The organism is Priestia sp. YIM B13552 (genome assembly GCF_042787775.1).
Lineage (GTDB): Bacteria > Bacillota > Bacilli > Bacillales > Bacillaceae_H > Priestia > Priestia megaterium_E.
Genome location: NZ_JBHZOU010000001.1, coordinates 1028019 through 1046361, shown reverse-complemented (window position 1 = coordinate 1046361; position 18343 = coordinate 1028019). Strand labels below are relative to the sequence as shown.

Annotated in this window: 19 protein-coding genes and 1 riboswitch; of the genes, 11 read left to right on the top strand and 8 right to left on the bottom strand. The window is 39.2% G+C overall.

The window, feature by feature from the left end; all coding sequences use genetic code 11:
- Positions 1-191: 191 nt before the first annotated feature.
- The 3 genes from ACFX40_RS05115 to ACFX40_RS05105 form a co-directional block, all read right to left on the bottom strand.
- The gene (locus ACFX40_RS05115) at positions 192-389 is read right to left on the bottom strand and encodes a YwbE family protein (protein ID WP_028407531.1); all 198 of its coding nucleotides are present in this window, start codon (positions 387-389) and stop codon (positions 192-194) included.
- Positions 389-568, bottom strand: a complete 180-nt coding sequence (locus ACFX40_RS05110) for a hypothetical protein (RefSeq protein WP_060744848.1) — start codon at positions 566-568, stop codon at positions 389-391. The genes ACFX40_RS05115 and ACFX40_RS05110 overlap by 1 nt, the downstream gene beginning before the upstream one ends.
- A gap of 82 nt (positions 569-650) precedes the next feature.
- Entirely contained in the window at positions 651-1019 is a 369-nt protein-coding gene (locus ACFX40_RS05105) for a winged helix-turn-helix transcriptional regulator (protein ID WP_013055500.1), read from the bottom strand.
- Between the two features lie 329 nt (positions 1020-1348).
- Between ACFX40_RS05105 and ACFX40_RS05100 the strand changes: the two genes are divergently transcribed.
- The 9 genes from ACFX40_RS05100 (at position 1349) to ACFX40_RS05060 (ending at position 10115) form a co-directional block, all read left to right on the top strand.
- Complete coding sequence (locus ACFX40_RS05100; protein ID WP_028407533.1) at positions 1349-2548, top strand: MFS transporter; 1200 nt, start codon at positions 1349-1351, stop codon at positions 2546-2548.
- A gap of 57 nt (positions 2549-2605) precedes the next feature.
- A complete protein-coding gene (locus tag ACFX40_RS05095) occupies positions 2606-3562 on the top strand; it encodes an LLM class oxidoreductase (protein WP_377237345.1) in 957 nt (318 codons plus the stop codon).
- A gap of 120 nt (positions 3563-3682) precedes the next feature.
- A complete protein-coding gene (locus tag ACFX40_RS05090; RefSeq protein WP_176536144.1) occupies positions 3683-3916 on the top strand; it encodes a hypothetical protein in 234 nt (77 codons plus the stop codon).
- A gap of 101 nt (positions 3917-4017) precedes the next feature.
- Positions 4018-4944 carry a malonate decarboxylase subunit epsilon gene (gene mdcH, locus ACFX40_RS05085; RefSeq protein WP_098433423.1) on the top strand — a complete coding sequence of 309 codons (927 nt, stop codon included), beginning with the start codon at positions 4018-4020 and terminating at the stop codon, positions 4942-4944.
- A 37-nt stretch (positions 4945-4981) separates the two neighbouring features.
- Complete coding sequence (mdcA, locus tag ACFX40_RS05080) at positions 4982-6634, top strand: malonate decarboxylase subunit alpha (protein ID WP_377254347.1); 1653 nt, start codon at positions 4982-4984, stop codon at positions 6632-6634.
- Positions 6635-6639: 5 nt separating this feature from the next.
- A complete protein-coding gene (locus ACFX40_RS05075; RefSeq protein ID WP_098248658.1) occupies positions 6640-7506 on the top strand; it encodes a triphosphoribosyl-dephospho-CoA synthase in 867 nt (288 codons plus the stop codon).
- 23 nt (positions 7507-7529) lie between these two features.
- Complete coding sequence (locus ACFX40_RS05070) at positions 7530-7832, top strand: malonate decarboxylase subunit delta (RefSeq protein WP_028407538.1); 303 nt, start codon at positions 7530-7532, stop codon at positions 7830-7832.
- The gene (gene mdcD / locus ACFX40_RS05065; protein ID WP_377237346.1) at positions 7819-9519 is read left to right on the top strand and encodes a biotin-independent malonate decarboxylase subunit beta; all 1701 of its coding nucleotides are present in this window, start codon (positions 7819-7821) and stop codon (positions 9517-9519) included. Before ACFX40_RS05070 ends, mdcD begins: the two co-directional genes overlap by 14 nt.
- Positions 9507-10115: a malonate decarboxylase holo-ACP synthase gene (locus tag ACFX40_RS05060; protein ID WP_098790865.1), complete on the top strand. Its 609-nt coding sequence runs from the start codon at positions 9507-9509 to the stop codon at positions 10113-10115. Before mdcD ends, ACFX40_RS05060 begins: the two co-directional genes overlap by 13 nt.
- Positions 10116-10154: 39 nt before the next feature.
- Here the strand turns inward: ACFX40_RS05060 and ACFX40_RS05055 are convergent, their stop codons facing one another.
- Together ACFX40_RS05055 and ACFX40_RS05050 are read right to left on the bottom strand one after the other, a co-directional pair.
- Positions 10155-11093 carry a response regulator gene (locus ACFX40_RS05055; protein ID WP_028407541.1) on the bottom strand — a complete coding sequence of 313 codons (939 nt, stop codon included), beginning with the start codon at positions 11091-11093 and terminating at the stop codon, positions 10155-10157.
- Positions 11094-11097: 4 nt separating this feature from the next.
- Complete coding sequence (locus ACFX40_RS05050; RefSeq protein WP_217599001.1) at positions 11098-12348, bottom strand: ATP-binding protein; 1251 nt, start codon at positions 12346-12348, stop codon at positions 11098-11100.
- A gap of 266 nt (positions 12349-12614) precedes the next feature.
- Between ACFX40_RS05050 and ACFX40_RS05045 the strand changes: the two genes are divergently transcribed.
- Both ACFX40_RS05045 and ACFX40_RS05040 read left to right on the top strand, forming a co-directional pair.
- Positions 12615-13604, top strand: a complete 990-nt coding sequence (locus ACFX40_RS05045; protein WP_028407543.1) for a glutaminase — start codon at positions 12615-12617, stop codon at positions 13602-13604.
- A gap of 102 nt (positions 13605-13706) precedes the next feature.
- Positions 13707-15137: an alanine/glycine:cation symporter family protein gene (locus tag ACFX40_RS05040; protein WP_050689307.1), complete on the top strand. Its 1431-nt coding sequence runs from the start codon at positions 13707-13709 to the stop codon at positions 15135-15137.
- Between the two features lie 29 nt (positions 15138-15166).
- Here ACFX40_RS05040 and ACFX40_RS05035 read toward each other — a convergent pair whose 3' ends face one another.
- From ACFX40_RS05035 to ACFX40_RS05025, 3 genes are all read right to left on the bottom strand, one after another.
- Entirely contained in the window at positions 15167-16666 is a 1500-nt protein-coding gene (locus ACFX40_RS05035) for a sodium:solute symporter family protein (protein WP_028407545.1), read from the bottom strand.
- Positions 16666-16869: a DUF3311 domain-containing protein gene (locus tag ACFX40_RS05030; RefSeq protein ID WP_028407546.1), complete on the bottom strand. Its 204-nt coding sequence runs from the start codon at positions 16867-16869 to the stop codon at positions 16666-16668. Before ACFX40_RS05030 ends, ACFX40_RS05035 begins: the two co-directional genes overlap by 1 nt.
- Positions 16870-17246: 377 nt before the next feature.
- Positions 17247-17846, bottom strand: coding sequence for a cupin domain-containing protein (locus ACFX40_RS05025; RefSeq protein WP_081085187.1), 600 nt, complete (start codon positions 17844-17846; stop codon positions 17247-17249).
- Between the two features lie 385 nt (positions 17847-18231).
- Positions 18232-18310: riboswitch (ZMP/ZTP riboswitch) on the top strand.
- Positions 18311-18343 lie beyond the last annotated feature (33 nt).

The following is an 18343-nucleotide window of genomic DNA, read 5'->3' as shown; positions in this document are numbered from 1 at the left end:
GAACATTCTCAGCATCTAGGAAAAATGACTTGAGGATTTGTCTCAGACTATCCACCACCTTTTTTTCCTTGCGTGAATTCCCAAGGGAAAGAAAGGGGACGACAGTGCTTCTTTATTTTAACAAAAGTAGGAAATGATAAGTAGATTTATTTGAAGGATAAATTAAAAAAGCATGTAGAATACATGCTTTTTTAATTTGGGTAAATTTCTTTTATACGTCCGACTTGTCCATCTGTTAAACGAACTTTAATGCCGTGAGGGTGAAAGCTTGAATTGGTCAGAATGTCTTTGACCGTTCCATGTGTCAGTTTTCCAGAGCGCTGATCTGCTTTTAAAACAATGTCGACTTTAATTCCAGGAGCTACGTCTTTTCTATTTTGTCCGTTCATTATACACCTGTTCTCTTTCGCTGATTATTCGTTTTTTTTGTTTGTTGACTTGTCAGCTTTTTGGTTGCTTGATTAGTACTGCTGTTCTTAGCTTTATTTGAAGATTGGTTTTTCTTATTAGCAAGCTGCTGTTTAATAGCATCTTGAAGACTAATTTTCTTTTTTGATTGTTCTGTCATATGGGCTCCTCCTGAATACGTACATCGTCTGAAAAACAAAGAAAGTAAGGCAATGAAAAAGCTGACTAGATAGTCAGCTTTTTTAATTAGAAACAGTGACTTCTTCTACAGGCTGCATAAGTACAGCTTCTTTATCAGGATACGTTTTTTCAATATGGTGTTCTCCCCAAGAGCATAATGAATCAAGAATGCTTTTTAAAGACCATCCGTAATCTGTTAAAGAATATTCTACTCGAGGCGGCATTTCATTGTACATTTTTCTAACAATGATGCCGTCTGCTTCAAGTTCACGAAGCTGCTGCGTTAATACTTTTTGTGTAACGCGCGGCATAATTCTTTTTAATTCTCCAGGGCGCTTTGTCCCTTTAATTAAGTGGCAAAGAATAACGACTTTCCACTTGCCTCCAATGACTTCTAGTGCCGCTTCCACTGGAATATTATATTTTTTCACGTTAACAACTCTCCTTGTTCTAGAGATAACGGTTAAATGCATGGTTTCGCATTTTTTCTGATGTTTATCATACCACTATAGAGCAGAATTTTCTAGGTGTAAGCATTTTTTTAGAATACCCAATAGTTCATGACTTTAGTATTTACGCTTATTGTAACCTCCAGGTACCTATATCACTTGAAAGTGCGTACTTTTTCTTTGGTTTTACATCGCTCATAATAACAATTGTTGATGGCGAGTTAGCGAATATATGAAAGGTACCTAAGCTAATCAGCCATAAAAGAAGCTATTATAAAGAAGTTATTATAACGAACAGGAGGCGTTAAAAAGTGAATACACTTTCACAAACACAACAAAGTAAAAAAAGCGGTGCTTTGCCGCTATTAGCGCTAGCTATTAGCGCCTTTGGGATCGGAACTACAGAGTTCGTTCCAGTAGGTTTATTATCATCGCTTGCAGATGATTTAAATATTTCCATTACACTAGCAGGGTTATTAATTTCAGGATACGCAATGGGAGTGGCATTTGGAGCTCCCGTATTAACAGCTTTAACAAGTAAAATGAGCAGAAAATCACTGTTGATGCTATTGATGGTTATTTTTATCGTAGGAAATTCAGTAGCAGCTTTATCAACAAGCTTTGGACTGCTGCTTATAGCACGAATTATTACTGCATTTTCACACGGAATTTTCTTTTCTATCGGTGCGACTATCGCTGCTGATTTGGTACCGGAAGATAAGCGGGCAAGTGCCATTGCTTTAATGTTTACAGGTTTAACAGTTGCAACGGTTACAGGTGTTCCGCTTGGTACATTTATCGGACAAGCTTTCGGCTGGAGAGCAACATTTTGGGGAGTAGCGTTACTTGGGGTTATTGCCATTATTGCAAGTGCTCTTTTAGTGCCTAAAAACTTAAAAGAAGCGCCGCCGGCAAAGTTTAGTGATCAATTGAAAATTTTGAAAAACGGGCCGCTTTTACTATCGTTTGCTATTACTGCCTTAGGATATGGCGGAACGTTTGTAGCCTATACGTATTTAGCACCTATTCTTGAAAAACTAACAGGATATGCACCAAGCGCGGTTAGTATCTTACTGCTGGTATACGGTGTAGCGGTAGCCATCGGAAATACAATCGGAGGAAAAGCTGCGAATAAAGACCCGTTAAAAGCATTATTTTGGATGTTTCTAATTCAAGCCGTTATCTTAGTTATTTTATCGTTTACTGCATCATTTAAAGTAGCGGGAACGATTACGATTTTTGCCATGGGCTTATTGGCATTTATGAACGTACCTGGACTGCAAGTGCTGGTCGTGAACTTAGCTGAAAAGTATGTTCCTTCAGCAGTGAATGTAGCGTCTGCGCTTAATATTGCTGCATTTAACGTTGGAATTGCTATTGGCTCCTTTGTAGGCGGCCTGATTGTTGATTCGATTGGTCTTGTTCATACTCCTTGGATTGGAGGAGTTATGGTTTTAGGAGCGGTCTTATTAACAGCATGGAGCCGCTCAATAGAAGCAAAAGCAAAATAAAACAAGAGATCATCGCCTTTTGCGATGATCTCTTATCTATAAAAGGAGAGGAAGCAAATGACTGCATTTCAACATCATAAGGCGTATCGTCGTATGTACAAGGAGAATGAGTTAACGTTAGGTTTGCATATGCCGCTTGAAAATTATCAGTATGCCACGCCTACGATGGAAAAACAAGTAGAGCTCACGCAGCTTGCAGAACAATATGGATTTACAAGCTTATGGTTCCGTGATGTCCTTCTTCAAGATCCATCATTTGGCGATCCAGCAACGGGTCAAATTTATGATATGCTTATTTATTTGACTTACCTTGCCAGTCAAACAAAAGAAATTGCTCTTAGTACATCTGCTATTGTGCTGCCTTTGCGTCATCCGCTTCGTGTAGCTAAAGAAATGGCAACCATTGATCAGCTTTTTCCTGAGCGGTTGATTATGGGCGTATCTTCTGGAGACCGTCAAGCAGATTTTCGAGGACTAGGTATTCCTCATGAAGAAAGAGGAAAGCGATTTACAGAGGCTTTTCATTATTTAGAAGCAGCGTTAAATCAAGATTTTCCATCTATCCAGTCTACTTTGGGTTCTGTTCAAGGAGCAAATGTGGTTCCTAAGCCAACGAAACGTATTCCAACGATGATCACGGGATACAGTCAGCAAAATATGGAGTGGTTTGCCCAGTATGGAGCCGGCTGGATGTATTATCCTCGTCATCCTCATTTTCAAGCAGAAGCTATTACACAATGGAGGAAACTGGTTGACATCTATCATCCAGGCGTTTTTAAACCTTTTACGCAACCTATGCATCTAGATTTGGCAGAAGATCCAAATGAAATGCCAACGCCAATTCGTTTAGGATTTCGAGCAGGTCGTAATGCATTAATTGAGCTTCTTTCTATTTATAAAGAAATAGGAGTTAATCATCTCTTTTTTGCTCTTTTTGATAGTAAGCGTCCCGCTGAAGAAGTTATACATGAGCTTGGCGAAGAAGTGCTTCCGCATTTTCCGGCTCATCTGTAGCTAAAAGTACTTTAGTTGAAGATCCGAACGAGTTAGATTCTTAATGGAGAATCTAACTCGTTCGGTTTTTTTTATTGATAGGACGAACGTAGATTTTATGTATGGAGTTGCTTCTAGCGGTTGATTGGAGGACAAGACGAAGACTCCTGCGGGAAAAGCGGAATAGGTGAGACCGGCAGAAGTTTAGCGACGAGGAGGCTCAGCGGACGCACGCGGAAAGCGAAGTCTTGCACGGAAATCAACCGTGATGGAACAAGCGAGCCATATGAGCTCATGTATCCCATTTTTTCGTCTTTAGATTGGATTCATTTAGTTATATCCCAACCTCTTTTTTATATAGATTTCAAGTTATAGGATATATAAGAAATATGTATTAGAGTTATTGATCCTATGTTCTTTATAATAAAATTATCCATTATCTCCTTGGATGATATAAAGTCGAAAGGAGAAACACGATGAGTGTTGCATTTCTATTTCCAGGACAAGGTGCACAATATGCTGGTATGCTTCATGATATAAAAAATAAATGGGGATTAGCGACTACGTTTGAAGAAGCAAGTGAGGCATTAAATCAAGACGTATTATCGTTAGATTCGTCAGAAAAATTGAAATATAATAAAAATGTTCAGATATGTCTTTTTATTGCAGGAGTAGCTGCGGCTAGGTCGTTTAAAAACAAAGGATACTCGCCAGACGTAGTAGGGGGGCATTCAATAGGGGCGTTTGGAGCAGCAGTTGCATCTGAAGTGTTATCTTTTAAAGAAGCTCTTCTTCTTGTGAAAAAAAGAGGGGAACTGATGGAAAATGCTTATCCTGATGGTTATGGTATGGGGGTTGTAATGGGACTTCGCGAGCATCAGCTTCTCTCTATTGTACATGAACTAGCAACTGATGCAGCTCCTGTGTACGTAGCGAATCTAAATGCTCCTGATCAAATGACGATTTCTGGCACCTTAAAAGCAATCGAGAAAGTTCTTGAAAAAGCATCTAAAAAAGGGGCTAGAAAAACTAAAATGCTTCATGTAACGGTGCCTTCTCACTGTCCTCTTATGGAAGGAGTTTCGAGTGAATTACGAAAAACAATAACTGAAGTAAAAGGAAAAGACCCGATCGTTCCTTTTATAGGTAATTGTAAAGCTCGGAAATTATGGAAAGCTGCTGATGTTAAGGAAGACTTGGCTGCGAGTGTTGCCCTGCCCGTTCGTTGGCATGATACGACGGAAGTTATGTATGAAATGGGCACAAGATTATATATTGAAATGGCTCCAGGAAGAGTGCTGACGGATTTGGCTGCTAAGAGCTTCCCTGAAGCAAGGGCTATTTCGGCAGCCGAATCTACGATGAAAACTTTGCTGATTTTAATGGAAAAAGAAAAAATGTAAGCGTATTAATTTAGAAATGTCAGAAAGGAGCTAGAACATGAGTGGCATAAAAAAAACTTCAAAATCATGGACAACTCGCCGAGATCAAAAAGCAGCTCGCCTTGCACAAATAGACCATCTTCTTAAAGGAAAGTTATTGGGTAATGAACACATTATTGAAGCGTTAGAATTGCTTATATCACCCGGAGATAAAGTAGTGCTTGAAGGAGATAATCAAAAGCAAGCATCTTTTTTATCAAAAGCGCTGAATGAAGTAAGCGCTGATAAAGTAAACGGCCTTCATATGATTATGTCTAGTATTTCACGTCCCGAACATCTCGACATATTTGAAAAAGGAATTGCTGAAAAAATTGATTTTTCGTACGCCGGTGCTCAAAGCCTTCGCGTGTCTCAAATGATTGAAGATGAGACGTTGAAAATGGGAGAAATTCATACATATCTAGAGCTTTACGGACGCCTTTTCATTGATTTAATTCCGAACATTGCCTTAGTGGCTGCTGACAAAGCGGACGCACAAGGTAATTTATATACAGGAGCAAATACGGAAGAAACACCAACCATTATCGAGGCAACGGCGTTTAAGGATGGAATTGTTATTGTGCAGGTAAATGAACTTGTTGAAGAACTTCCGCGAGTGGATATTCCGGCTTCTTGGATTGATTGTATCGTCGTGGCGGATCAGCCTTATCAATTGGAAGCTTTATTTACGCGAGATCCTCGTCATATTACAGAGCTCCAAATTTTAATGGGTATGATGACAATTAGGGGGATCTATGAACGCCACAGCGTACAATCATTAAATCATGGCATTGGCTTTAATACCGCTGCAATTGAGCTTTTGCTGCCTACTTATGGAGAAAAGTTAGGACTGAAAGGTAAAATATGCAAGCATTGGGCTCTGAATCCTCACCCTACGTTAATTCCGGCTATTGAAAGCGGATGGATCGAGAGCGTGCACTGCTTTGGCGGAGAAGTAGGAATGGAACAATACACAGCAGCGCGTCCAGATGTGTTTTTTACAGGACGCGACGGCAGCCTGCGCTCAAACCGTGCGATGTGTCAAGTGGCTGGTCAATATGCGGTAGATGCTTTTGTAGGATCAACTTTGCAAATAGATGGAGAAGGAAATTCTTCTACCGTCACATCTGGACGTTTGTCAGGGTTTGGCGGAGCGCCTAATATGGGACATGACCCTAGAGGCCGCCGACATTCTACCCCTGCTTGGCTAGATATGATAAACGAGCAGCACGAACTAGCAAGAGGCAAAAAGCTAGTTGTTCAAATGGTTGAAACCTTTCAATCAGGAAATGAGCCTGTTTTTGTGGAGTCTTTGGATGCGATAAAGGTAGCGAAACAAGCAGGATTAGCTACTGCTCCTGTCATGATTTACGGAGATGATGTGACGCATGTTGTGACGGAAGAAGGAATTGCTTATTTATATAAAGCACAAAGCTTGGACGAAAGAAAAGCAGCGTTTGAAGCAGTAGCAGGGGTAACACCTATAGGCCTGCGACATAACCAAAATAAAGTGGAAAAGATGCGCAGAGATGGCCTAGTGGCTTTTCCCGAAGATTTACAGATTCGCCGTACAGAAGCAAAGCGTTCATTATTGGCAGCAAGAAGTGTCGAAGATTTAGTAGAATGGTCGGATGGCTTGTATAATCCGCCTGCTAAATTTAGGAGCTGGTAAGGAATATGCGTATTCAAAGTATTCAAGAAGAGCCAAGACCAGCTGTGTTTTACTCATGTCTAATAGCTAAAATGGCAGTTACCGCTCTGGTTGATGAAGCGGTGCTTACACCTAAGCCTGGGCTTGTAGATGCAGCAACAACTGGATCTCATCAAGATATGAATATTCAGACGCTGTTAACTTCTGCTTATGCTTTACAACCGACCTTTTTACAGATTGCATTATACAGTCAAGGAAAGCAGCCAAGTCAGATGCTGAGGGAAGAAATTGCTCGAATTGGACGCGAGGGCGAACAAATTATGTACGCGGCTACGGATGGTGTTAATACACACAAAGGAGCCATTTGGGCATTAGGTCTACTTGCTTCTGCAACAGCAGTTTGCGGCATTCAAGCATCACCTGCATCCATCACAGAAGCTGCAGGACAAATTGCTCGTTATGCAGATCGTTTTTGTCCTCTGCATTCATCTAATGGACTTCGTGTGAAAAAACAGTATGGCGCAAAAGGAGCGGCTGGAGAGGCGAAGCAGGGGTTTCCCCACGTGATTCATATAGGCTTGCCTGCTTTACATAAAGCTCGCAAGCTAGGCATACATGAAACATCAGCAAGGATTGATACTTTAGTAACATTAATTGCCAACCTTGATGATACGTGTATTTTGCATCGTGCTGGTCCGGTTGTGTTAGAGGAGGTTAAAATGGCGGCATCCAATGTGTTACAAGCTGGAGGGGTATCTACATCAATGGGAAAACAGCGGCTAGAAGCGTTAGATCATATGCTTCTATCATCTAACGCTTCTCCAGGCGGAAGTGCAGATTTGCTGGCTGCTGTATTATTTTTAGATCGAATATCTCTTTTTAAAGAATCGTAAACGTCTGCAGGGAGGAGTGGCTAATGGAAACGTTAGTGTTTAAATACAAAGCCGATCGAAAGTTAACTCAGCGCGCACATGTAGGCGTTGTTGGTTCAGGGGATTTAGAAATTTTATTGGTTCCTTCGGATGAAGAACATGCTCACGTATCAGTACGAACAGGAAGTGAAGGGTTTAGTGAAACCTGGAAAGCCGTATTAGACCGGTTCTTTAGCGTTCATACCATTCAAGCGAAAATTGTAATTAATGATTTCGGTGCTACGCCTGGTGTAGTCGCCTTGCGTCTTGCACAAGCTTTGGAGGTGAGTGAAAATGGGAGTGAATAGTCAAAGCTTTATTGAGTTAAATGGAAGAGAACGAGCGGAGGCAATCTTAGATCAAGGAACATTCTATGAGCTGCTTGGCCCTTTTGACGGAATCGAATCGCCTCATTTACCTAAGCAAAATATTGTTCCTCAAAGCGATGATGGTGTCATTATAGCAGGTGGGCTGATAGCAGGAGAACCAGCCGTTGTCATTTCCATAGAAGGAGGATTTCAAGGGGGAGGCATTGGTGAAGTATCGGGAGCTAAAATTGCAGGAGCTTTAGAACTAGCCCTTAATAATCACAAAAAAGGTGTTCCTGTCAGACCTGTTTTTCTATTCGATACAGGAGGGGTAAGGCTCCAAGAAGCGAATTATGGACTTTTGTCGATATCTGAAATTGGCTCAGCTGTGGTTGCTTTGCGTGAGTATACACCTGTTGTTGGAGTTATCTCAGGAAATGTAGGCTGCTTTGGAGGAATGTCCATCACTGCTTCACTCTTTAGTTATCTCATTATGACAAAAGAAGCAAGGTTTGGCCTTAACGGCCCTGAAGTGATCGAGCAAGAAGCAGGGGTTGAAGAGTTTGATGCAAGAGACCGAAGCTTAATCTGGAAAACGATTGGCGGTATTCAACGCTATGAAACCGGGTTTGCAGATGCCTTAGCACAGGATGATGTCACTGCTATTCAACGAGCGGTTCAAGAGACGTTTCAGAAGAAAGAAAAAGCAACTAGTAAAACAGAACAAGTAGATTTTTACAGACATTTGCTTAGTAAGGTTGATCCTTCAGAAAAAATGGCTCCTGATCAGTTTCAACAATTGTATAAAGCAACAAAAAATGAACCTATCCCTTCAACAGTCTCTTACTCATTGAATGAAGTTCCAGGTCACATGCCCAACAGCCGCGGTCGCGTGTGGATCAACGCCTTAATAAATGATGAAGAAGCAGATTTTGAAATTCCTTCCGTTCTTTATAAAGACGCATTGCTAGGAAGAGAAAAGGTCCGATATATATCGGTTGTACCTAATCCTTATAATCGTTTCTTACGTGCACGAAAAGGGGAAGTAGGACTCGATGAAGGATGGGCAATTGCCAAGCACGTTCGTGAAGTAATAAACGAAGATCGAAATCAATCTCCGCGCCCTATAATTGCCATTGTAGACGTACCGAGTCAAGCGTATGGCTATCATGAAGAACTTCTAGGTATTCACTATGCTTGCGGTGCTGCGGCTGATGCTTATGCAGCAGCGCGCTTAGCAGGTCATCCGGTTATTACGCTAATTGTCGGAAAAGCAATTTCAGGAGCATTTTTGGCTCATGGATACCAATCAAATCGAATTGTGGCTTTAAAAGACGAAGGAGTAAATGTTCACGCCATGTCCAAACAGTCGGCAGCGCGTATTACTAAAAGAAGTATAAAAGAACTTGAAGAAGCTTCAAAGAAAGTCCCGTCCATGGCTTATGATATTGAATCATTTGCCTCACTTGGCGCTTTATATGAGCTGGTTAGCGGTATTCAAGCAGAGCAGCCCACAGAGCGCGACGTTCAAACGATTCAAGATATTTTGACTGGAGCAGTAGAAGATGTACGCCGTGAAGGTGTGTACGATTTAAGCACCCGGCTATACAGTGAGCAAGCAAGGAAGGAAGGGCGAAAAGCTTCTTTATTAGTAAGAGATGAGTTGGAAAGACAATGGAATATATAGCTCATGATTTACTTCAGTTAAAAGAGGAAGTAAAGCTTATCAGTTATACACCTATCCCCGATTGGGTGGAGCATTCTTTAGCGAAGGCTCCGCTTGTCGTTGTAAGGCGGGCTGTTCACCGAGATAGCCTGATACCTGTTGGAGTAAGGGGAGAAAGAAGAAATCAACGTTTTGGAGCATTTGTATCTGAGCAGGCCGTTAAACAAAGAATTAGGCCGGAAGATCTCGTTTCTATTTTTCAAAACGGCCACTTTAGAAACATGCCAGCCATAGGTGCTTTAAAAGAAGTCACAATTATTTTAAAAGATTTTGCGTGGGGACCAACCGGCAGTGTGGGATTCGAATTTGCAAGTGGTGCCGAAGTTGTTACAACAACTAGTGATTTGGATATACTTATTCGACTTTCTTCTTATTTGTCGGTGGAACAAGCGCAACTGATAGTTAATCAGTTAAAAGAGTGTCCAGTTTCTGTAGATGTACAGGTAGAAACAGAAAAAGGAGCATTTTCTCTGATGGAATATGCAAGAGGAGAAAAGAAGCTGCTTCTGCGTACTGTATATGGACCTACCTTAGTAAAACTGAATCAATTAGTATAAAAGACGGAAGAGGTATTTGCACCTTTTCCGTCTTTTCTATCAATACCAGCTTTTTTCCTTGCTTAACAAGCGTTTTGCTTCAAAAAAGAATATTTGAATGAACTTTTTAGTGTTAATGCGAATCGGCAAAATTTTAGAATCTCCCTGCAATTCTTTCATTTTTTTACGAACGGCTGTAAAGTCAAAAAACTTAGAAGCATAATTTTCAAACTTTGGATTTGAAAAATCTGTTAATCCAATAGAAGCAAAGTGATTTAGTGAGTGAGTAACTGCTCGTCTTATACGCTGTTCACAAGCTTTGGTTTCACGGTTAATTTCAATAGAAGACGCGTGAGCTCCTAATTTTTTCTCCGCAACATTTACAAAAATATTTTTTAGAGAAGGAAAATGTTTTTCCACACTTTCTCTTTGGTCATAAGTGTACAGAAACTGTAAAATATCCAGTAAATCTTTTGCACCATTTTCTCCTACAATACCTAACTCGGCTAATAAGAATTTTCCTACATCGTATAGATGGGCTTGTTTCGTTATCGGCTGGCTTGAAGGGGGAGCGTGATGAGCTGTCGCTAAACTATTCAAGGAGGTTTTAATATCGTCGATTGATTTCTCAAGGGAGATTCGTTCCATTACTTTTCGAATAACCGTTAAAATTTCAATTCGATTAATTGGTTTTGTAATATAGTATTCAATTCCTAATGAGTAAGCCTCTCCTATCAATTCTTTGGACTCTACCTGTGAAATCATAATCATTTTTCCGTTAAATGAATCTTTTAAATGACGGATTGTTTCGATTCCGTCCCGTCCTGGCATAAGTAAATCGATAAATAAAATATCAATTTGTTTTAAATTTAACGTAGAGGCATCTAAAAAGCTTCCGTCGACGACTTCTTCTACAACTTCTCCTAAATCCTCATCTTCAATCAGCTGACTGAGCGTTGAACGAATAGCTGAATCGTCATCTGTAATACAAAATCGCATAAACTCATCCTTTCTGAATTAGATTACGAAGGGGGATTTGAATGATAAAGGTCATTCCGCTGTCTTCTTGTGTAGCTTTAATCGTACCTTCAAGTTCTTGAACAATATCTTTTACATAAGAAAGACCAATGCCAGTAGAGGGGTTTCCAAATTGATCGTACTTTGAGGTGAAACCAGGTTCAAAAATAGCTTTTTCGTACTTTAAAGGTACTCCAGGACCGTTGTCTTGTACATGAAATTCTACATGTTCAGCTTGTCTATGTACCGATAAAACAATCCTTCCCTCATCTTTAATCGCCTCCACTGCGTTTGCTACCAAGTTATTAATGATCGATAAAATGGTATAAACGTGGTAGCTGAAATGTTCCCCGTTTACAGAAGAAAAAAAGGTGATTTGTTTGTGAAGAGAATCGGCATATTTTTTGTTGATGCGTACGATCAGCTCGATTAATTCCTCTGCTTTCATATAATTTTGGAAACTTTCATTTGAAATTGTTTTAGATAAGCCCGCAAAAATACGCTGGTTGTCTTTTTTTACTTCGTGAATATCTCCGGCAATCCGAAGCGCTTTTTTACTGAGCGTTTGGTTTAGCACAGAATGATCTTTTTCCTGCTGATTTAATACACGGTATAAATCGTACGAAGCTTTTGTAATGGCTTCTGTATTATGAAGGGTCTTTTTTAAATGAACGGTTTCTTCATAAAGGCTTGTAATGAGCATTAGCATGTGCTCATTTTGTTTGCGTATTTGACGTTCCCGTGACTGTGATTCATAAATCGTCATCATATTAAAAAAGCTGAGTACAATGAAGCTGTGAGCAAAAGCAATAACGGCCATGTCAGATAATGAATCGACATGGATTGTTGTGTGCAAAACTATATACTGCGCAGTTAGTTCCACTACATCAGCAGCAATTTCAATGATGAGTCCAATCACTCCAATTACAATAGCACTATAGTTCATGCGGCTTACTTTAAAAATAAAAAATAAAAGTGCATACGTAAAGTAGAAGAAAAACGTAGGGTAATGCGTATGTGCAGAAGCCGCAAATTGAAAATGATCGAGCATGATATAATCGAGCATGATGCGAAAGAGAACGACGCTTAAAGCGGTTAACAAGCCCCCGGCTAAAACGGTTTTCCGTTTTAAAAGCAACAGGAAAAAGAAAAATGTAGGAGCTCCAAATGTAATTCGAAATGTTTCATTTAACGGATAAAATTTTAACTCTCCCGCCAGCGGGACAGTAATGAGCATGAGCAATAAAATGTACGGATCTTTTCGAATGAAAGATTTAAAATTCAGACAATTCCACCTCCTGAAGTGATTCGTGAATTAGTATACATTGTGACGGCGTCCAGCACAATGGAGAAGAGTGCCAAAGATAAAAATATAATTCCAAAAAGTTTTGTAGGTTTTTGTATGCTCTCGTAGGTTGCATTGTACATTAAAAACGAAAATGAAATCTCGCTTTATGAAAGCGCTTTAAAATAAAAAGTTAATTAAGTGATGAGGTGATTTTAATGAAAAGAGAAATTGAACAGGAAATGTCTTACTTACAGCTCACTGCAAAAGACCGGTTACATGAGTGGGTGCAACAAATAAAAGAATTTTCGTCAGAAGGAAAGACGGCTGATTACATTCCAGCGCTGAAAGATATGGACTCGTCTCAATTAGGTATTTGTTTGATTGGTGCTGACGGAACAGTTATCCAATCTGGAGATTATGAATCGGTATTTACTCTTCAAAGTATTTCCAAAGTCATTAGCTTTATAGCAGCTTGCTTATGCTGCGGCATTCCTTATGTGCTAGAGAGAGTGGATGTAGAGCCGACTGGAGATGCATTTAATTCTATTATAAGACTGGAAATGCATAAACCAGGAAAGCCGTTCAATCCTATGATTAACGCTGGTGCTTTAACGGTTTCATCTCTTTTATCTGGGGAGACGGCAAAAGAAAAATTAAGCTATTTGTTTGATGTGATAACGATGCTTACCGGGAAAACACCACTCATTAATGAAACGGTCTTTGAATCAGAATGGCAAACGTCTCATCGAAATCGTGCGCTTGCTTACTATTTAAAAGAAACGAACTACTTGCAAGGAGAAGTAGAAGAAGTTCTAGAGGTTTACTTAAAGCAGTGCTCAATTGAAGTAACGACTGAAGATATTGCACTGATTGGATTAATTCTGTCATTAGACGGATACCATCCAGTGTTTCATAAACAAGTAATTCCAAAAGAAGTAGCTAAATTAACAAAAGCGCTCATGCTTACATGCGGTATGTATAATGCTTCAGGAAAGTTTGCGGCATTTGTTGGTATGCCAGCTAAAAGCGGTGTATCGGGAGGAATCATGTCATTGGTGCCACCTAATACGAAAAAGCAGTCTCCATTTCCAGACGGATGCGGTATCGGAATATACAGTCCAGCTATTGATGAATACGGGAATAGCGTAAAAGGTGTTACGCTGCTAAAAAAAATCGCAAAAGAATGGGATTTGAGTATTTTTTAGTCTATTTACGTACTCTTCATTCGCTTCAATAATATAAACACCAAGAGAAAAAACTTTCATGTTTTGCATTTGTTCTACCAAATTTTTAATGAGGTGATAGGCATGCAACAAGCAATCGAAAGTGTGATTAGCGTCATCAATGATTTTTTTTGGTCGAATTTATTAATTATTTTACTTGTCTCAATTGGTATTTATTTTACGATTCGCTCTCGTTTTTTGCAGTTTCGCATGTTGAAAGAAATGGTACTTGTTTTGAAAGAAGGACGAGCGGCTAAAGGTGGAGGAGTCTCCCCGTTTCAAGCTTTTTGCATAAGCATGGCAGCTCGAGTAGGAACGGGAAATATTACAGGGATAGCGATTGCTATTGCACTTGGTGGCCCGGGTGCTGTATTTTGGATGTGGATTATTGCCATTATCGGTTCAGTATCAAGTTTTGTAGAAAGTACACTCGCTCAAATTTATAAAGTAAAAGGATCAAACGGGTTTCGAGGAGGACCCGCTTATTATATGGAAAAAGGGTTAAATAAAAGGTGGATGGGCGGGCTATTTGCTGTACTCATTACACTATCATTTGGCCTGGTGTTTAACGCTGTGCAGTCTAATACGATTACGCTGGCATTTGAGAACTCTTTTGGAACGAGCCGCTTGTTGGTTGGGATTATTATGACAGTTATATTTGCGGTAATTATTTTTGGCGGAATCAAACGCATCGCCAAGATATCGGAATACATCGTGGTCGTATTGGCCGTTTTATACATTGGAATGGCTCTGTTCATTATCTTTAAAAATATTGATCAAATGCCTGCGGTTCTATCTCTAATTGTGAAAAATGCATTTGGATTTGAACAAGCGCTTGGGGGATCAATTGGTGCAACGTTAATCAATGGAGTAAAGCGCGGACTGTTTTCCAATGAAGCAGGAATGGGAAGTGCTCCCAACGCGGCGGCAACTGCAGTGACGAGTCATCCAGTTAAACAAGGTCTTATCCAAGCATTTGGTGTCTTGACGGATACACTCGTGATTTGTACAAGCACAGCATTTATCGTTCTCTTATCCCCAGCCTATAAGCAGGGACTAAGCGGCATTGAACTAACGCAGGCTTCTCTTAGTACCCATATCGGCTCTTGGGCATCGGGGTTTTTAGCTATCATGGTATTTCTATTTGCTTTTAGTACGTTAATTGGCAATTATTATTATGGAGAAACGAATATTGAGTTTTTAAATTCAAATAAGATGTGGCTTTGGTCTTATCGTGTAGGTGTTTTAGCGATGGTTATTTTTGGATCGATTGCTCAGCTTCAGCTTGTATGGAACTTGGCAGACTTATTTATGGGGATGATGGTAGTCGTGAACTTGATTGCTATTTTTCTATTATCGAAAGTGGCATTTTCCGCCTTGCATGACTATACTCAGCAGAAAAAGGAAGGGAAAAATCCAGTCTTTTATAGAGATGCGTTAGAAAACAATCAAAATATCGAATGCTGGGAAAGAGAATCTACTCCACCCCCTTCTGAAAAAGAGAATATTATCTAAAAAAAGTTCAGCCAATTGGCTGAACTTTTTTATGCGTTTTTCTTTAATTCAGTTTGCGGAGTGCCTTTAGAAAACAATGTTTCTTTCACACCGTTAGTTGCTGCTTTTGTTTTGGCCGAAAAGATTGGATTTAAAATAACAACTACGAGTAAGTTAGATAATAATCCCCAGAACCCTTCATAAAGACCAAATGAATTTCCTGTGGCATGGACGGTAAACGTTACAACCAGCCCTACTACTAATCCAGCAATCGTACTTTCTTTCGATTGATTTCTCCAGAACAGGCTGATAACGATAGCCGGGAAGATTTGTACCATACCAGATACCCCTAGTAACTGTAGGGAAACAAGTGCTTGAGGGAATAATAAACCGAATAAAAGTGCCAGTCCAATAACAACGAAAACCATAGAACGAGTAACCATTGTTAATGTTTTACCCTGTACATTTGGATTAATTAAATCTCTGAATATATTATTTGCAAATAAGTTAGATGCTCCGATAGCCATGATAGAACATGGAATTAATGAAGCAAGAGCAATCGTTGCATAAGCTAACCCTTGGCCAATGCCGCCATATGAATACTGAATTAAGGTTAATAATGCTAATCTAGGATCCGTTGTATCTTGAGGTAATACTTGATAAGCAATAAATCCTAAGAAGATGACTAGAATTAAAACAATATTGTAAAGCGGTAAGAAAATAGCATTTTTACGAAGCGAATCTGCACTTTTAGCAGTGAAAACACCTGTAGCAGCGTGGGCCCACATGAATAAAGCTAAAGCAGATACGAGTGATGCTGTAATAAACCATGGAATGCCTTTAGGTCCTTGTGTTGGGATCGTTAATAGCTGAGGTGCATCCTTTGCAACATTGTCGATCATGTTGCCCCAGCTTCCAAAATGCATAATTGGCAGAGAAACAACCATAAATAACATAATGGCCCATACTAAAATATCTTTAATAATTGCCGTATATGTGGGACCTTTAATTCCGCTGAAAAAGGTATAAAGAGCCACAAGAAAGAATGAAAGAATAACGACTGCTTTTACGTTAATGTAGCCAGTTCCTGCAACGCGAAGAGTATCTTGAATACCGCTAAGCTGAAGATCAATATATGGAATGAGCATCAATACACCTACTATAGCAATTAAAGAGGAGAGAAATTTACTGCTAAAACGTTCTCTGGCATAATCAGCAAGCGTAGTAAGTTTGTGCTTTTTAGCAACAGTCCAAAGCTTTGGAAGAAAAAAGTATGAAATTAAAAAGGCTAAAACAGAGTAAGGGATGGCAAAAAATGCGATGCTTCCTCCCTGATAAGCTGTACTTGTAAGACCTAGGAATGTATAAGCAGTATATAAATCTGCTCCTACTAAAAGCCAGACGAGCAGGCTTCCAAAACGTCTTCCACCTACAGCCCACTCTTCAACTGAGCTTCTAGATGATTTGTCACGTCCCGCTATAAAGCCAATTGCGATAACAACAAGAACAATTGCTGATGTGATTAAAAGTGCTGTTAAATTTCCTTGCATTATTCAATGTCCCCCCAAGATTTTTGTAAACGATAAATAATAAATGTACATACAGGCGTTAAGAAGACCCATAAAAATAACCATAAATGCAAAAGAGGTAATCCAAAAATAATTGGATGAATGTTATTTACAAAAGGTAAAACAGCGAATTGAGCAATAAATGGAATGATGAATAAAATAAAAATTATGAATTTTCTGTTCAATTTTACTCCTCCTACTAAAAATTTATCTAACAATGTTCACTATGATAGCAAGTCTGACATGGTAAAGCAATAAGTTTTTTGAAAATTTCGTTATAATCTATGAAAATTTTTTTAGAAAAACAAAAAAGAGCTTGTGATGAGAGTATATTTGAAATGATTATGAAAGAAAAAAAGGGGAATAATCTAAGCGAAGTTGCTCTTGAAGCAAAAAGAGAACGGAAAAGAAGAAATTTAGTTTTGACCGGGAAGTTTTTGTTATTTCGCTGAGATAAAGTATATTGCTATTGCATCATAAGAAAAGAATTTGTATGTTCAAATAGAGATTCATGGAAAGAATAAAACAGAGCAAATAAAAAAACTAGACAATAAGTGCTTGTCTAGTTCCACCACTCTGTCAATGGTCCTTTGTCGCCATAAACAGGATCTGTTGTAGGAATAGGTACTTGTGCAATTTCATCAAATACGTGAGGGCGGTCAGTTTGTTTTCCTGTTCGTAAATTGTAATCCATGCCCTCTGGATAAGCTCCAACCACTTTAAAATCAGCAGTTGACTGCAGACGCATATGCCCTGTTCCTGCAGGAAGTACGAGCACATCGCCAGCATGCACCACGATATTTTCCCCCATATGTCCACCTAGTTTTAAACGTGCAGATCCGCTAATTACACCTAGTGCTTCATGGGAATTGCTGTGGTAATGGTGAAAATCATGTATGCCACCTACCCAGCTGTTTTTCCAGTTGTGAGAATTAAAAATGCTCTCCACTTTCTCTTTCTTACTAATAAATACGTGTTCATACAATAAAACTGGAAGACGAGGGTGATTTGGAATGGTTCCGTCGTCATCAAAATAAAGAACTTTTACATTTGCATAATTCATAAGCATCCCTCTAACAATCTTTTTTCGTAATTTTCCCTGTTTTTTGCTTGCGTAAACAGAGAAGTTTGCTCGAAGTACTTCATTTGTTGCGAAGTGCATGATATGTAGGTTTTAACGTTTTCCTAAAAGAAGTCTCCCACTTCAAGCGTAGCTAAGTGGTGGACAGTTCACTTTAGTATCTTTTCTTCATATTGTATATAAGTAAAGGGTCTAGTGCAAGAATTCTATGGATATATAGCTGTTAATTCTTATTATGTAAATGAATACTATATATTAGTATAATCTTTAGAAGGTAATCTACTCGTGGAGTAAAAGAATCAAACAACAAGAAAAGTTAGGGTTTTAGTTATTTTTGTAATTAAAAAGAGGTTTCTAGAAGTTTTATTCGGAATTTTACGAATAATTTATTATTTTTATAAAAGTAATGTAAACATTTTTGTGTATTGAGTAATAGAAATGAATGTTATATACTGATAAAAAATATATTCCTATATGTGACTGGCGCAACATGGATGACCATGGGGGAGCATATAGCGTATAAGCCGCGCGCCTGGGCAAACACTTGAGAAATTTTCGCAAGTGTTTTTTTTATTTTC

Excerpts from the sequence above, each read along its gene's own strand:
- ACFX40_RS05110 (WP_060744848.1), bottom strand. The coding sequence starts at position 568 with ATGACAGAACAATCAAAAAAGAAAATTAGTCTTCAAGATGCTATTAAA.
- mdcD (WP_377237346.1), top strand. The coding sequence starts at position 7,819 with ATGGGAGTGAATAGTCAAAGCTTTATTGAGTTAAATGGAAGAGAACGA.
- ACFX40_RS05025 (WP_081085187.1), bottom strand. The coding sequence starts at position 17,846 with ATGCACTTCGCAACAAATGAAGTACTTCGAGCAAACTTCTCTGTTTAC.
- ACFX40_RS05045 (WP_028407543.1), top strand. The coding sequence starts at position 12,615 with ATGAAAAGAGAAATTGAACAGGAAATGTCTTACTTACAGCTCACTGCA.
- ACFX40_RS05055 (WP_028407541.1), bottom strand. The coding sequence starts at position 11,093 with ATGCGATTTTGTATTACAGATGACGATTCAGCTATTCGTTCAACGCTC.
- ACFX40_RS05070 (WP_028407538.1), top strand. The coding sequence starts at position 7,530 with ATGGAAACGTTAGTGTTTAAATACAAAGCCGATCGAAAGTTAACTCAG.
- ACFX40_RS05040 (WP_050689307.1), top strand. The coding sequence starts at position 13,707 with ATGCAACAAGCAATCGAAAGTGTGATTAGCGTCATCAATGATTTTTTT.
- ACFX40_RS05075 (WP_098248658.1), top strand. The coding sequence starts at position 6,640 with ATGCGTATTCAAAGTATTCAAGAAGAGCCAAGACCAGCTGTGTTTTAC.
- ACFX40_RS05095 (WP_377237345.1), top strand. The coding sequence starts at position 2,606 with ATGACTGCATTTCAACATCATAAGGCGTATCGTCGTATGTACAAGGAG.
- mdcA (WP_377254347.1), top strand. The coding sequence starts at position 4,982 with ATGAGTGGCATAAAAAAAACTTCAAAATCATGGACAACTCGCCGAGAT.
- ACFX40_RS05050 (WP_217599001.1), bottom strand. The coding sequence starts at position 12,348 with ATGCTCATTACTGTCCCGCTGGCGGGAGAGTTAAAATTTTATCCGTTA.
- ACFX40_RS05060 (WP_098790865.1), top strand. The coding sequence starts at position 9,507 with ATGGAATATATAGCTCATGATTTACTTCAGTTAAAAGAGGAAGTAAAG.
- ACFX40_RS05035 (WP_028407545.1), bottom strand. The coding sequence starts at position 16,666 with ATGCAAGGAAATTTAACAGCACTTTTAATCACATCAGCAATTGTTCTT.
- mdcH (WP_098433423.1), top strand. The coding sequence starts at position 4,018 with ATGAGTGTTGCATTTCTATTTCCAGGACAAGGTGCACAATATGCTGGT.
- ACFX40_RS05115 (WP_028407531.1), bottom strand. The coding sequence starts at position 389 with ATGAACGGACAAAATAGAAAAGACGTAGCTCCTGGAATTAAAGTCGAC.